This is a genomic window from Homoserinimonas flava (assembly GCF_054969005.1).
Map to the genome: position 1 here is coordinate 1,046,371 of NZ_JBUEQS010000001.1, position 14,873 is coordinate 1,061,243.

Below are 14,873 nucleotides of genomic sequence, written 5' to 3' on the forward strand. Positions count from 1 at the left end.
CGCTCTTTAGACTTGTGCGGTGAGCACTGTGAGTTCTGACCCGATGATCGGCCGTCTTCTCGACGGCCGGTATCAGGTGCGCTCGCGCATTGCCCGCGGCGGCATGGCAACGGTGTACCTCGCGACCGATCTCCGACTCGAACGGCGAGTCGCCATCAAGGTGATGCACGGCCATCTCGCCGACGATGCGGATTACAAGGCGAGATTCATCCAAGAGGCGCGCTCCGCCGCCAGACTGGCGCATCCCAACGTCGTGAATGTGTACGACCAGGGCCAGGACACCGAGACTGCCTACCTCGTCATGGAGTACTTGCCTGGCATCACCCTTCGCGATCTGCTCAATGATCACCGAGTGCTCACAACCGAGCAGGCCATCGACATCATGGAGGCCGTGCTCAGCGGGCTCGCCGCCGCCCACCGCAGCGGCATCGTGCACCGAGACCTCAAGCCAGAGAACGTGCTGCTCGCCGACGATGGTCGCATCAAGATCAGCGACTTCGGGCTTGCGCGTGCAGCATCCGCCAACACGGCGACCGGCAACGCGCTCCTCGGCACGATCGCCTACCTCTCCCCCGAGCTCGTCACCCGCGGTGTCGCCGACACTCGGAGCGATATCTATGCGGTCGGCATCATGCTGTACGAGATGCTCGCCGGCGAGCAGCCCTTCCAGGGCGAGCAGCCGTTCCAGATTGCCCAGCAGCACGCCAACGACACCGTGCCAACGCCGAGCACGAAGAACCCGCGGGTTCCTGCCGAACTCGACGAGCTCGTGCTCTGGGCGACGGCACGCGACCCTGAGGAGCGACCGCGAGACGCGGGAGCCATGCTGGCGCAACTCATCGAGACGCAGCGGCTTCTTGCCGGCAGTGACGGCAGCGCGAACACCATGCAGCACACCATGGTGATGCCCATGGCGGTGGGCAACGGCACCGATGCCACTCAGGTGATAGCGCCGGTGCAGGCGAAGCAACAGCAGTCCACCCTCGGCCCCGCCGTCGACACCCTCACGCGCAAGAGCGACCGCCGACGGGCACGCGGGGCCTGGCTCGTCGGACTCGTCCTCGTGCTTGTCGGACTCGCCGCAGGCACCGGATGGTACTTCGGAGCCGGACCGGGCTCGTCGATCACCGTCACCAACGTGGCTGGTCTCGATGTGGCATCCGCCACCGAGGAGCTCGAAGCACAGGGACTCACCGTTGCGCCCGAAATCCAATCGGTGTACGACCCCGAGGTTGCCGTCGACATCGTCGTCGGCACCGACCCGCCTTCAGGGACCGCGATCGAACCGGGTGGCTCGGTAGCGATCATCGTCTCACTCGGCGCAGAGCAGCTCGAAGTGCCGCAGCTGGTTGGGCTCGCCGAAGCAGCCGCCCTCGACACCATCGAAGCGGCCAGGTTCACGACGACCACCTCACGCACCCTCTTCAGCTCCGAGGTCGCGGAGGGAATTGTCATCCAGGCCCTCGGCGTCGGTGCCGACGGTGTAGAACTCGACCTCGCGACCGTGCAGACCTACGGCGAGCAGCAGCCCATTACCCTCGTCGTCTCACTCGGACCGATACCTGATGTCGCAGGCCGCACCGTCGACGACGCGAATACGACCCTCTCAGGCGTTGGCCTCACCGGAGTTGAAAGCATCGAGGAGTTCAGCAACACCATCGAAGCCGGGCTCGTCATCAGAGCACAACTGCAAGACGGTCAGGCCGCTGTGAGCGAAGGTGGCACCGTCGACCTCATCATCTCGAAGGGAATAGAGCAGGTAGAGGTTCCCAATGTCGTCGACATGACCTGGCAGGAAGCGAAGCCCATCCTTGAGGCTGCGGGCTTCGTGCTCGACTACAACGGCCTCGCCGATACCTTCCCCGGCTCAGTCGTCACCAAGACGACGCCCGACGCCGGCACGATGGCAGATAAGGGCTCAACGGTCAGGGTGAACGTGAGATTTGAGCTCTAGCCAGGCACCGTCGCGTAAGGCACCATCGCGTCAGCTCGCGCTGAGCTCCTCCGCCACAAGGAACGCGAGCTCGAGCGACTGCATGTGGTTGAGACGCGGGTCGCAGAGTGACTCGTACCGAGTCGCCAGCGTTGCCTCGTCGATGAACTCTGAGCCACCGAGGCACTCGGTGACATCGTCGCCCGTGAGCTCGATGTGGATGCCACCGGGATGCGTGCCCGCCGCGCGGTGCGACTCGAAGAAGCCCTTGACCTCATCCATCACGTCGTCGAAACGACGCGTCTTGTAGCCGTTCGGCGTCGTGATGCCGTTGCCGTGCATCGGGTCGGTGACCCACAGCGGATTCGCGTCCAAGCCCTTGACCGCGTCGAGCAGCGGCGGCAGCGCGTCGCGGATCTTGCCTGCACCCATGCGGGTGATGAAGGTGAGACGACCGGGCTCACGGTTGGGGTCGAGCTTGTCGATGATCTGCTCCATGACCTCCGGCGTCGTGCTTGGCCCCAGCTTGATGCCGATCGGGTTGCGCAGACGCGAAAAGAAGTCGATGTGCGCCCCGTCGAGATCGCGCGTACGCTCCCCGATCCACAGAAAGTGTGCCGAGGTGTTGTACGGCGTGCCCGTGCGCGAGTCGATGCGGGTCATCGGCCGCTCGTAGTCCATGAGGAGACCTTCGTGGCTCGAGTAGAACTCGACACGCTTGAGCTCGTCGAAATCGGCACCGGCGGCCTCCATGAAGCGGATCGCCTTGTCGATATCGCGCGCGAGCACCTCGTAGCGCTTGTTTGCCGGGTTCGCGGCGAAACCCTGGTTCCAACGGTGCACCTCGCGAAGATCCGCAAAACCACCCTGCGTGAATGCGCGGATGAGGTTGAGGGTCGACGCGGCCGTGTTGTAGCCCTGCACGAGACGGCGCGGATCAGCCGCGCGCGACTCCGGCGTGAAGTCGTAGCCGTTGACGATGTCACCGCGGTAGGCGGGCAGCGTGACATCCCCCCGAGTCTCGGTGTCGCTCGAGCGTGGCTTGGCAAACTGCCCAGCCATGCGTCCCATCTTGACGACAGGCATGGAAGCGCCGTACGTCAGGACGACTGCCATCTGAAGGATGGTCTTGACCCGATTGCGGATCTGGTCGGCCGTAGCCCCAGCAAACGTCTCGGCGCAATCACCGCCCTGCAGAAGGAATGCCTTGCCCGCTGCCGCGTCGGCGAGCCGGGAACGGAGCTGGTCGACCTCGCCCGCAAACACAAGCGGCGGCATCGAAGCGATCTCAGCGGATGCGGCGCCAACGGCATCGGCGTCGGCCCACTGAGGCTGCTGCTTGATCGGGAGCGTGCGCCAATAGTCGAGACCGGCGACCACGGAAGGATCAGCGAGCACGACGGTTTCTTCTGACGACTTGGCCACAGGGGTTCCTCTTCGGGGTGAGCGTGATACCGAGCACGACGGCCCAGTCGAGGCAAGTTTAGTGGACGCACGCAGCCTGGTCGTCCACGACGGAAGCCGAGCGGTCAGCGACTCAGGCTGCCGTGCTTCTCTTTGACAGACGACGCGTAGACATCCGCGTACTCCTGCTCACTGAGACGCATGAGCTCGTACATGATCTCGTCGGTGATGGCCCGGAGGATGAAGCGGTCACCCTCCATGCCCTCGAATCGCGAGAAGTCGAGCGGGCGACCAATGATCACCCCGATGCGTCGCACCTTCGGAATGCGACTCCCGATCGGCATGACCTTCTCGGTGTCGACCATGACAACGGGGACGATAGGAACCCCGCCCTCGAGGATCATGCGGGCAACGCCTGTGCGACCGCGATAGAGCCTGCCGTCGGGGCTGCGCGTTCCCTCCGGGTAGATGCCGAGCACCTCGCCGCGGGCGAGCACGCCGAGGCCGGTGTTGAGCGACGCCTCCGAGGCTTTGCCCCCCGAGCGATCGATTGGGAGCATGCCCGTCGCGGTAAGGAAGTTCTTGATGGCCCAGCCCTTGAGGCCCCGAGCCGTGTAGTAGTCGCTCTTCGCCAAGAAGCTGATGCGTCGATCCATCACGAGCGGCAAGAACACAGAGTCGATAAACGAGAGATGGTTGCTCGCGAGGATGACACCGCCGGACTTCGGGATGTTCTCATGGCCGTCGACCCACGGGCGAAAGACGGTGCGCAGAATCGGACCGGCAACCAGGTTCTTCATGAACCAATAGAACATCGAGACCTCTTTACGGAATCTGCTTGGGCCAGCCTAGCGCGAGCGCCAGTGCAGCCGCGCGAGGTCGGCGGCACCAACAACGCCAGCGTTGTTGACGAGCTCCGCCGTCACGAACTTCGGCTCCGGATGGTACCCGCGCGCTGGCAGGTGAGCGAGGTACGCCTCGTGGATGGGCTCGAGCAGCAAATCGCCGGCCGACGCGACCCCGCCGCCAAAGACGAAGAGGCGCGGGTCGAGCACGGCACTGAGCGAGGCGCACGCCTGTCCGAGCCAGCTTCCGAGCTCCCGCAGTGCCTGCAGCGCTCCAGCATCCTCAGCAGTGATGAGCTCTGCAATGTGCTCCCCCGTGAGCTGTCCGTGCTGTTCGCGCAGGCGTGCGAGTGGCAGTCCGATGCCGCCGACGTCGGCGATGTCGTTCGCCATGCGCAAGAGTGCACGACCCGAACCGTATTGCTCGATGCATCCGCGGGAGCCGCAACCACATGGCAGCCCGCCCGGCACAACCCTCAGGTGGCCGAGCTCGGCGCCGGCGCCGAAGCCACCACGCAGGAGCTGGCCTCCAGCAACGATCGCTCCCCCGACTCCGGTGCCGATCGTGAGCATGGTCATGTCGGAGACGCCTCGCCCCGCGCCGAATCGGTATTCGGCCCAGCCTGCGGCATTCGCGTCATTGTCGATCGTGATGTCGAGGTCAAGCTCAGCCAGCAGGCGGTCCCGGAATGGCTCATTGCGCCAGCTGATGTTCGGCGCGTAGTAGACCGTCGACTGCTGGTCGTCGATGAAGCCGGCTGCCGCGACACCCGCCGCGACAACCTCCTGCCCCTCGGAGAGCCGCGTGATCATCGCGACAACGCCGCTCACGATCGCCGAGGGGTCGCCCGCCGGGGTGGGAATGCGATCGGTGCGGATGATCGCCCCGTCCTCGGCCACGAGGGCGCCAGCGATCTTGGTGCCACCGATGTCGATTCCGACAGCGTGCATCAGTGTCCTCGCTTCACAGGGGGTCAGGGATGTGGGGTCCGCCGCACATGCCATGCGCGATAAGGGGATTCGACGGATGCCTCCGACCAAGTGTAGGGAATCAACAACTACCACGGGGCGTCGGGGCGCAGCCGATAGTCTTGATCGAATACCCGCACCCTCTGAGGTACCGAAGGAGTTGCCGTGAAAGAGTACAGCGTGCCCGCAGTGGTCGAGGCTGACCCGAATGCGAACACCACCGATCTGTTGGTTGATCGCGTCAAGCAGACCCCCGACAAAGCATTGTTCGCCCTGCCGCAGAGTGACGGCAGCTGGAAGGATGTGACGTCTCGCGAGTTCGAGCGTCAAGTGATCGGCCTCGCCAAAGGTTTCGTCGCGGCCGGCATCGAGCCCGGCGACAAGATCGCCCTTATGGCGAAGACACGCTATGAGTGGACCCTCATCGACTTTGCGGCCTGGTATGCGGGAGCCATTCTCGTGCCGATCTATGAGACCTCGGCCCCGGCGCAGATCCAGTGGTACCTGAGCGACTCCGGCGCCGTCGGCTTCATTGCCGAATCCGCAGACCACTTCGCCCGATTCGATGAGGTGCGAGCCGACCTCCCCCTCGTGCAAAACGTGTGGCAGATCGATCTCGGCGACATCGCCAAGCTCACTGCTGCGGGCGCCGCCGTCACCGACGAGGAGATTGAACGTCGCCGCACGCTCGCAAAGGCGGGCGATATCGCGACACTTATCTACACCTCCGGCACCACGGGCAAGCCCAAGGGGGTTCGCCTCAACCACTCGAACTTCTACGAACTCGCGCGCAACGCCCGCGCAAGCATGACCGAGGTCGTGCACGAGAACTCGAGCACGGTGCTGTTCATCACGCTCGCGCATGTCTTCGCCCGCTTCATCTCCGTGCTCAGCATCCATGGTGGTGTCAAGGTCGGCCACGAGCCTGACACGAAGAAGCTGCTGCAGGCGCTCGGCAGCTTCCGCCCCACCTTCCTCCTCGCGGTGCCACGCGTGTTCGAGAAGGTCTACAACGCATCGGAGCAGAAGGCCGAGGCAGGCGGCAAGGGCAAGATCTTCCACGCCGCCGCGACCACCGCGATCGCATACTCAAAGGCCCTCGACACCGGTTCGGTGCCGCTCGGCCTCAAGCTCAAGTTCGCGGTGCTCGACAAGCTTGTGCTGTCGAAGCTTCGCGATGCCATGGGCGGGCGCGTCGAGTATGCCGTTTCGGGCTCTGCTCCCCTCGGCCTCCGACTCGGACACTTCTACCGGGCCCTCGGCCTCACGATCCTCGAGGGCTACGGTCTCACCGAGACCACTGCGCCTGTCACGGTCAACCGCGTGCAGAAGTTCAAGATTGGCACTGTTGGCCTTCCCGTACCGGGCAACGCCATCCGCATCAGTGCAGACGGCGAAGTGCAGGCGCAGGGTGTCAGCGTGTTCCCCGGCTACTGGAATAACGAGGAGGCGACGCGCGAGACCTTCGATGGAGACTGGTTCAAAACCGGCGACATCGGCGAGCTCGACAGCGACGGCTACCTCGTCATCACGGGGCGCAAGAAGGAGATCATCGTGACGGCGGGCGGCAAGAATGTCGCTCCGGCCGCCCTCGAAGACCCGATCCGCGCGAACCCGATCATCGCTCAGGTCATCGTAGTAGGCGACCAGAAGCCGTTCATCTCGGCACTCATCACGCTCGATGAGGAGATGCTGCCCGTCTGGCTCAACAACATCGGCGAAGACGCCAAGATGACGGCGGTCGACGCCGCGAAGCATCCGAAGGTCATGGCAGAGGTGCAGGGCGCCATCGACGCGGCCAACGCGAACGTGTCGCGAGCCGAGTCGATCCGCAAGTTCACGATTCTCGAGCACGACCTCACCGAGGCGGGTGGCCACCTGACCCCGAAGCTCTCGATCAAGCGCGATGTCATCCTCCGCGACTTCGCAGGGGCCATCGAGGGCATGTACGACGAGTCCCCCGCGACCGAGGGCATCTCAGTCACCGGCTGATTGCCCGCACCGCACACGAGGGGCCCGCATGCCAAACATGCGGGCCCCTTCGCCTGCGGCTGCTGGCCGCTAGAACCAGTCGGATTCGCGGATGCTGCGCATCGCCTCACGCTTCGTCGGCTTGTCGAGCCCATCAATGTAGAGCTCACCGTTGAGGTGGTCGGTCTCGTGTTGGAGAGCCTGTGCCATCGTGCCGTGTCCGCTGAGCTCGATCGCCTCACCGTCGAGATCGGTGCCTCGCACACGTGCGAAGGGATAGCGCAGCCGCGGAAAGAAAAACCCCGGCACCGAGAGGCAGCCCTCATCGACGAGCTCTGGCTCACCGGAAACCTCGACGAGTTCGGGGTTGATGATGTAGCCGATGCGTCCATCGACGTTGTAGCTGAACGCGCGAAGGTTGACGCCGATCTGCGGGGCTGCAACGCCCGCGCGGCCTGGGATCTTCACCGAGTCGATGAGGTCTTCGATCAGCCCATGCACATCGTCATCGGGGCCGACCGGGTCGGAGACGGTCTTGAGAACGGGGTCTCCGAAAAGTCGGATCTGTCGCGCGGTCATAGCTCTGGGGCTCCAGGGTCAGTCGTTGCGTCGCGTCGGCAACCCGTCCATGACCACGGCGGCGAGGCGGCGGGCCGCATCCTTCGTGAGCGGACGGAGTCCGCCGTAGTCGATGACGGAGCCCGCAGCGAGCTGGGGGTCGTAGGGAATACGAACAATCTCACGCACGCGCGATTGGAAGTGTGACTCGATTTCGTCGAGCTTGACGAGGTTCGTGCCTTGCGTGGCTGTGTTGAGCGCGACGACGGCGTTGCGCACGAGCGCGGCGTAGCCGTTGGACTCCAGCCATGTGAGCGTCTCAGAGGCGAGGCGCGCCTCATCGACGCTGCCGCCGGAGACGATGACGAGCGAATCGGCCCGCTGGAGGGTCGCGCGCATCACTGAGTGCACGATGCCGGTGCCACAGTCGGTGAGCGCGATCGAGTAGAACCGTGCGGCCAGATCGGCGACGACGTTGTAGTCGTTCTCATCGAAGGCCTCGGAGAGCAAGGGATCCGTGTCGGAGGCGAGGATGTCGAGCCGGGTGTCATCGCGCGACACCATGGTGGAGAAGTCGCTAAAACTTGTGATCGAGGCGGCCTGCGTGACGACGTCGCGCACGGTCGAACGCGTCTGCTTGTTGACCCGCTCAGCGAGTGTGCCGCGGTCGGGGTTTGCATCGATTGCGATGATGCGATCTTCACGCACATCAGAAAGCGCCATGCCGAGCAGCGCCGTCACGGTGGTCTTGCCAACACCACCCTTGCGCGTGAGCACGGGGATGAATCGGGTGCCACCATCGAACTGCTTGTCGATGCGGGCATTCATTTCTTTGCGGGCGCGCGCACGCGGCGAGTCGCCAAGATTGACCAGGTGAAGCGTTGCGCCGTAGACAAAGGCGCGCCACGCTCCCTCTGGCGCCGGGCGCTTGCGCTTTTTGACGTCGATCAGGCGATCCGCTGTCAGCATGTTTGCCGACTCCGGCGAGGAGGAGACCTGGCCGCGCATGCGATCGCGGCGGCTTTGCGGGTCGTGAACGTCAGGCTCATCACGATCGGGCAGCGGAGGCACGACAGCCGCCTCGTCGAGCGCGGCAGCGTCGTCGTGGTGATCGAGGAGCGCGGGGTCGACACTGATCGAGAGATTCGTCGCATCCACCCCAGCGAGAAGCTCGGGGCTGACCGGCTCGGCGCTGATCGAGACCGCGAGCTCATCGTCGGGCACCGTGCGCACTTGCGCCGGGAGGTCGACGCTCACGCTGATCGGCTCTGAGAGTTCGTCCGCGTCGAGTTCGTCGTCAGCACTCGGCACATCACGTTTGATCGTCACAGAACGATTCCTTTCACCGAAACACCAACTCTCCAGCGTACCAAACGGTTACTCAGTTCCGATTTCGAGCAGCAGGTCACCGCCCTCGACGGGCGATGTCGCCTTGACGGCGAGCCTGCGCACGACGCCCGAGATGCCGGCCGTGATCGCCGCCTCCATCTTCATGGCCTCGATCGTCGCGACCGCCTGGCCGGCCTCGACCTTGGCGCCCTCCTCGACCTGCAGCGTCACGACACCGGCAAAAGGCGCGGCGACATGACCAGAATTCGCTGCATCCGCCTTCTCAGTCGCTCGCGTCTCGACCTTGATGCGGCGGTCACGCACAAAGACGGGACGCAGTTGACCGTTCATCGTCGTCATGACCGTGCGCATGCCCCGGTCATCCGCGTCGCCGATGGCCTCAAGCCCGACATACAGGCTCACACCCTTCGTCATCTGCACGATGTGTTCCTCGCCCTGGCGAAGCCCGTAGAGGTAGTCGACCGTGTCGACAATCGAAAGATCGCCGTACTGCTCACGCACCTCTGCGAATTGGGCAGTCGGTGCCGGAAAGAGCAAGCGGTTGAGCGCATCACGACGCTCGGCCGATGACCCAGCGAGTGCGGCCTGATCGTCGCTCGACACCTCGTTGACACCGATACGCACCGTGCGGCCCTCAAGCACCCGGCTGCGGAACGGCTCAGGCCAACCCCCCGGAAGGTCGCCGAGCTCGCCCGCCATGAATCCGATCACCGAATCGGGAATGTCGTACTTCTGCGGATTCGCCTCGAAGTCGGCGGGGTCAGCGTCAGCCGCCACCAGCGCGAGCGCAAGATCGCCAACGACCTTCGACGACGGAGTGACCTTCGGCGGGCGGCCAAGAATGACGTTCGCCGCCGCGTACGCGTCCTCGATGCGCTCGAACTGGTCTCCCAGCCCAAGGGCAATGGCCTGCTGTCGCAGGTTGCTGAGCTGGCCACCAGGGATCTCGTGGTGGTAGACGCGACCCGTCGGGCCCGGCAGACCGGACTCGAACGGCGCGTACACCTCGCGCACCGCCTCCCAGTACGGCTCGAGATCGGAGACCGCCTCGAGCGAGATGCCTGTGTCGCGCTCCGTGTTCGCGAGAGCGGCGACGAGCGCAGAGAGGGACGGCTGGCTCGTCGTGCCAGCCATGGGGGCGGATGCAACATCCACCGCGTCGGCACCGGCACGACTCGCGGCGAGCAGGGTCGCGAGCTGGCCTCCGGCCGTGTCGTGAGTATGCACGTGCACTGGCAGGTCGAAGCGGTCACGGAGCGCCGTGACGAGCGTCTCGGCGGCGCCGGCACGAAGGAGCCCAGCCATGTCTTTGATCGCGAGAATATGCGCACCCGACTCGACGATCTGCTCGGCGAGCTTGAGGTAATAGTCGAGCGTGTAAAGGTCCTCTGCAGGGTTGAGCAGGTCGCCCGTGTAGCAGAGGGCGACTTCGGCGACCGAGGTGCCCGTCTCAAGCACCGCGTCGATCGCCGGGCGCATCTGCGAGACATCGTTCAGCGCGTCGAAAATACGGAAGATATCGACGCCGGTTGACGCCGCCTCGTGCACGAACGCGGTCGTCACCTCGGTCGGGTACGGCGTGTATCCGACCGTGTTGCGCCCGCGGAGAAGCATCTGGATCGCGACATTTGGCAGCGCCGCGCGCAACGTCGCAAGGCGCTCCCAGGGGTCTTCGCCGAGGAACCGCAGGGCGACGTCGTAGGTCGCGCCTCCCCACGCCTCGACCGAAAGCAACTCTGGTGTGAGCCGCGCAACGTGCGGCGCGACCGCCGCAAGGTCACGGGTGCGCACCCGCGTTGCGAGCAGCGACTGGTGTGCGTCGCGGAACGTCGTCTCAGTGACAGCGAGAGCCTTCTGCTCACGGAGGGCGGAGGCGAAGCCTGCCGGGCCGAGCTCGAGCAGTCGCTGCCGGGAACCAGCGGGCGGCGCGACGTCGAGGTCGATCGACGGGAGCTTCAGCGAGGGATTGGGCGCACCGGCTCCGGCGCCGTTCGGCTGGTTGACCGTGACATCCGCGAGCCAATTGAGGATCTTGGTGCCACGGTCCCGCGACGGGTGCGCGTGGACGAGGTGCGGGCGCTCCTCAATGAACGCCGTGCTGACATCTCCTGCGATGAACTGCGGATCTTCGAGCACCGCCTGGATGAACGGGATATTCGTCGAGACACCACGGATGCGAAACTCGGCGAGCCCGCGGCGAGCCCGGCCAACCGCCGAAGCGAAGTCGCGACCGCCGCACGTCATCTTGACGAGCATCGAGTCAAAGTGAGGGCTGATCTCCGAGCCCGTCGCTACTGTGCCGCCATCGAGACGGATGCCGCCACCGCCCGGTGAGCGATACGTCGTGATCTTGCCGGTATCTGGACGGAAACCCTGGGTCGGGTCTTCGGTCGTAATGCGGCACTGCAGGGCGAACCCGTGGAGACTCAACTGCTCCTGGCGCAGCCCGAGCTGCTCGAGCGTCTCCCCCGCGGCGATGCGCATCTGCGCCTGCACGAGATCGACATCGGTGACCTCCTCGGTGACCGTGTGCTCGACCTGGATGCGCGGGTTCATCTCGATGAAGACGTGCTGGCCCTTGCGCTCCCCCTCGGTATCGAGCAAGAACTCCACCGTTCCCGCATTGACATACCCGATCGACTTCGCAAACGCCACGGCGTCGCGATACAGCGCCTGCCTGATGCCCTCGTCGAGATTCGGGGCCGGAGCGATCTCCACCACCTTCTGGTTGCGGCGCTGAATGGAGCAGTCACGCTCGAAAAGGTGCACCGTCTCACCGGTCGCGTCGGCAAGGATCTGAACCTCAATGTGGCGAGGGCGCAACACCGCCTGCTCAAGGAACATGGTGGGATCACCGAACGCGCTGTCGGCTTCGCGCATCGCCTCCTCAAGCGCGGGACGCAACTCCGCCGGAGTGTTGACGCGGCGCATGCCGCGGCCACCGCCGCCAGCGACAGCCTTGGCGAAGACGGGAAACCCGACCTCCTCGGCCGAAGCGATGAGCAGGTCGATATCGGTCGTCGCCGGTGAAGACTTGAGCACGGGCACGCCGGCCGCGATCGCGTGCTCCTTCGCGGTGACCTTATTGCCCGCCATTTCGAGCACGTTGTTTGCCGGACCAATGAAGGTAATGCCTGCGGCAGCGGCCTCACGGGCAAGCTCTGGATTCTCGGAGAGGAAGCCGTACCCGGGATAGATCGCATCGGCGCCACTCTCCCGAGCGACACGAATGATCTCGGAAACATCGAGGTACGCCCTGACCGGGTGCCCCTTCTCGCCAATCTGGTATGCCTCATCCGCCTTCTGGCGGTGCAGCGAGTTGCGATCCTCATAGGGATAGACCGCCACCGTCTTGGCGCCGAGCTCATAGGCGGCTCTGCACGCACGGATGGCGATCTCACCTCGGTTAGCCACGAGAATCTTCGAGAACATCCTGCCCCTTTCGGCACGGCACTGCACACGGGTAACCCACATCGGCGCCGACGACGGATGCAACGGATGGCCGCGCCGAATGTGGAGGCTCCCAGCCTACTGAAGGTATGGTTTCTTGTTGTGCATGTACTTAGCGTGAGCTCACTCAAGGGGGGCGTCGGCAAGACCACCGTCACGCTCGGGCTCGCGTCCGCAGCCTTCGCCAAGGGATTGCGCACGCTCGTGGTCGATCTCGACCCGCAGTCTGATGTGTCGACCGGCATGGACATCAACGTCGCGGGCCACCTCAACGTTGCCGACGTGCTCGCCTCTCCCAAAGAGAAAGTCGTGCGCCAGGCCATCGCGCCGAGCGGCTGGACAAAGGGCCGCCCGGGCAAGATCGATGTGATGATCGGTAGCCCCTCCGCGATCAATTTCGACGGACCGCACCCCAGCATCCGCGATATTTGGAAGCTCGAAGAGGCCCTCGCAAACGTCGAAGACGACTACGACCTCGTGCTCGTCGATTGCGCCCCCTCGCTCAACGCGCTCACCCGAACTGCCTGGGCCGCGAGTGACCGTGTCACCGTCGTCACCGAACCGGGACTCTTCTCCGTCGCCGCCGCCGACCGTGCGCTCCGAGCGATCGAAGAGATCCGGCGCGGGCTCAGCCCACGACTTCAGCCGCTCGGCATCATCGTCAATCGCGCCAGAGTGCAGTCGCTTGAACACCAATTCAGGATCAAAGAACTGCGCGACATGTTCGGCCCGCTCGTGCTGAGCCCGCAGCTGCCGGAGCGCACCTCGCTGCAGCAGGCGCAGGGAGCCGCAAAACCCCTCCACGTGTGGCCCGGCGAGAGCGCTCAAGAAATGGCGCGCAACTTCGACCAGCTGCTTGAGCGCATCATGCGCACGGCCGGTCTCTCGTAGGCAGGTTTCGATACGGCGCTAGCGCGCCTACTCAACCGGCGAGAAGCGCGGGGCTGGCGCTCAGGAGGCGCGGGTCGCGCGGCGAGCAGCGAGCTCGTCCATCGCATCCGGCTTATCTGACTCGAGCTCGACGAGGCTCGACTCCACCTCGCGCAGCACCTTGCCGACGGCAATGCCGAAGACACCCTGGCCGCGATTGACGAGGTCGATGACCTCATCGTTGGAGGTGCACAGGTACACGCTGGCGCCGTCGCTCATGAGGGTTGTCTGGGCAAGGTCGTTGACGCCGGATTCGCGAAGCTGATTCACGGCGGTGCGGATCTGTTGAAGCGAGATGCCGGTGTCGAGCAGGCGCTTGACGAGCTTGAGCACAAGGATGTCGCGGAAGCCATAGAGGCGCTGCGAACCTGAACCGGCGGCGCCGCGGACGGTTGGCTGCACGAGCTCGGTGCGAGCCCAGTAGTCGAGCTGGCGGTAGCTGATGCCGGCGGCGCGGGCAGCCACCGCCCCGCGATAGCCAGCGGCGTCATCGAGATCGGGAAGCCCATCGGTGAAGAGGAGCCCGAGGTCGTAGCGAGAGTCCTCATTTCGACTGGTGAGTTCGCTCATCTCGCTGTGCCTTCCACGATGGGGATTTGGTGCCTCATGATCGGCGGGAATGACATCCCGTCAACGTTCAATGTTTGGTTGAACTTGATCCTGCATCAACGGTACGAGGGGTTGCCGTGCGAAGTCTGCATTGACTCACGACGAACTCGGCGTGTCGCCCTGATGCCGGATGTGATCACCCAATCTTAGGGGTCGAGACGCGAAAGCGCACCGCGGATGAGGCTGCTGCGCACGATTTCAAGCTGGCCGGCGATCTCACGCGCCAACTCCCCCGCCTTCGCCCGGCTCGACGCATCCTTGCGGCGCGAGACAGGCATGAGGGCACTCTCGATGAGACCGAGTTCGCGCTCGGCGGCCGCGCGAAATCCGCGAAGATGCCGCGGCTCGATGCCGGAGCGCTTGAGCTCAACGAGTGCGGTGAGCACCCGAAGAGCATCGTCACCATAGACATCGGCAGCGACGACAAGCGACGACGACACAGCATCAGAGAGTAGCTGTGGAGTGGCTCCGGCCTCGCGCACGAGCTCGTCGCGACTGAATCGCCGCTCGGTCGACAGCATCGACGTCGTCTGCACGGTCGTGCCGCCTGGCAGCTCCGGCTGACGGCCAGCGTCAAGGTCGTCGAGATACCCCTTGATGACCTTGAGCGGAAGGTAGTGATCGCGCTGCATTGTGAGCACAAGCCGCAGGCGCTCGACGTCGTCGTGCGAGAACTTGCGATAGCCGGATTCGGTGCGCGCCGGAAACACGAGGTGTCGCTCCTCGAGAAAGCGAAGCTTCGACGGCGTGAGATCGGGGAACTCGGTCGTGAGCCGGGCAAGAACCTGCCCGATGCTGAGAAGTGCCGCCGAGGATGCTGCCGGGGCCTGTGCGTCAGAAAGTGACTTGACCTG

Annotated in this window: 11 protein-coding genes; 3 read left to right on the forward strand and 8 right to left on the reverse strand. The window is 64.7% G+C overall.

Translation table 11 applies throughout. The annotated features are described in order from the left end of the window. The first annotated feature begins 19 nt into the window (after nt 1-19). Nucleotides 20-1,954, forward strand: coding sequence for a Stk1 family PASTA domain-containing Ser/Thr kinase (pknB, locus tag ACY48M_RS04970; protein WP_462819120.1), 1,935 nt, complete (start codon nt 20-22; stop codon nt 1,952-1,954). Nucleotides 1,955-1,984: 30 nt separating this feature from the next. Here the strand turns inward: pknB and ACY48M_RS04975 are convergent, their stop codons facing one another. The 3 genes from ACY48M_RS04975 to ACY48M_RS04985 form a co-directional block, all read right to left on the reverse strand. Continuing rightward, nucleotides 1,985-3,313, reverse strand: coding sequence for a class II 3-deoxy-7-phosphoheptulonate synthase (locus ACY48M_RS04975; protein WP_462819261.1), 1,329 nt, complete (start codon nt 3,311-3,313; stop codon nt 1,985-1,987). 149 nt (nt 3,314-3,462) lie between these two features. Then, nucleotides 3,463-4,152: a lysophospholipid acyltransferase family protein gene (locus tag ACY48M_RS04980; protein ID WP_462819121.1), complete on the reverse strand. Its 690-nt coding sequence runs from the start codon at nt 4,150-4,152 to the stop codon at nt 3,463-3,465. Between the two features lie 33 nt (nt 4,153-4,185). Then, complete coding sequence (locus tag ACY48M_RS04985; protein ID WP_462819122.1) at nt 4,186-5,133, reverse strand: ROK family glucokinase; 948 nt, start codon at nt 5,131-5,133, stop codon at nt 4,186-4,188. 183 nt (nt 5,134-5,316) lie between these two features. On the opposite strand from ACY48M_RS04985, the gene ACY48M_RS04990 reads away from it, so the two are divergent. Then, nucleotides 5,317-7,143 (forward strand): AMP-dependent synthetase/ligase, encoded by a 1,827-nt coding sequence (locus ACY48M_RS04990; RefSeq protein WP_462819123.1) that lies wholly within the window; start codon nt 5,317-5,319, stop codon nt 7,141-7,143. Nucleotides 7,144-7,212: 69 nt separating this feature from the next. Here ACY48M_RS04990 and ACY48M_RS04995 read toward each other — a convergent pair whose 3' ends face one another. From ACY48M_RS04995 to ACY48M_RS05005, 3 genes are read right to left on the reverse strand one after another with little or no spacing between them, the layout of a single operon-like run. Beyond that, nucleotides 7,213-7,701 (reverse strand): peptide deformylase, encoded by a 489-nt coding sequence (locus tag ACY48M_RS04995; protein ID WP_462819124.1) that lies wholly within the window; start codon nt 7,699-7,701, stop codon nt 7,213-7,215. Nucleotides 7,702-7,719: 18 nt separating this feature from the next. Then, complete coding sequence (locus ACY48M_RS05000) at nt 7,720-9,009, reverse strand: MinD/ParA family ATP-binding protein (protein WP_462819125.1); 1,290 nt, start codon at nt 9,007-9,009, stop codon at nt 7,720-7,722. 48 nt (nt 9,010-9,057) lie between these two features. Then, a complete protein-coding gene (locus ACY48M_RS05005; RefSeq protein WP_462819126.1) occupies nt 9,058-12,462 on the reverse strand; it encodes a pyruvate carboxylase in 3,405 nt (1,134 codons plus the stop codon). 120 nt (nt 12,463-12,582) lie between these two features. Between ACY48M_RS05005 and ACY48M_RS05010 the strand changes: the two genes are divergently transcribed. Next, nucleotides 12,583-13,371: a ParA family protein gene (locus tag ACY48M_RS05010; protein WP_462819127.1), complete on the forward strand. Its 789-nt coding sequence runs from the start codon at nt 12,583-12,585 to the stop codon at nt 13,369-13,371. Nucleotides 13,372-13,431: 60 nt separating this feature from the next. Here the strand turns inward: ACY48M_RS05010 and ACY48M_RS05015 are convergent, their stop codons facing one another. Together ACY48M_RS05015 and ftsR are read right to left on the reverse strand one after the other, a co-directional pair. After that, the gene (locus ACY48M_RS05015) at nt 13,432-13,980 is read right to left on the reverse strand and encodes a MerR family transcriptional regulator (protein ID WP_462819128.1); all 549 of its coding nucleotides are present in this window, start codon (nt 13,978-13,980) and stop codon (nt 13,432-13,434) included. Between the two features lie 185 nt (nt 13,981-14,165). After that, complete coding sequence (gene ftsR / locus ACY48M_RS05020) at nt 14,166-14,813, reverse strand: transcriptional regulator FtsR (protein WP_462819262.1); 648 nt, start codon at nt 14,811-14,813, stop codon at nt 14,166-14,168. Nucleotides 14,814-14,873: the final 60 nt, after the last annotated feature.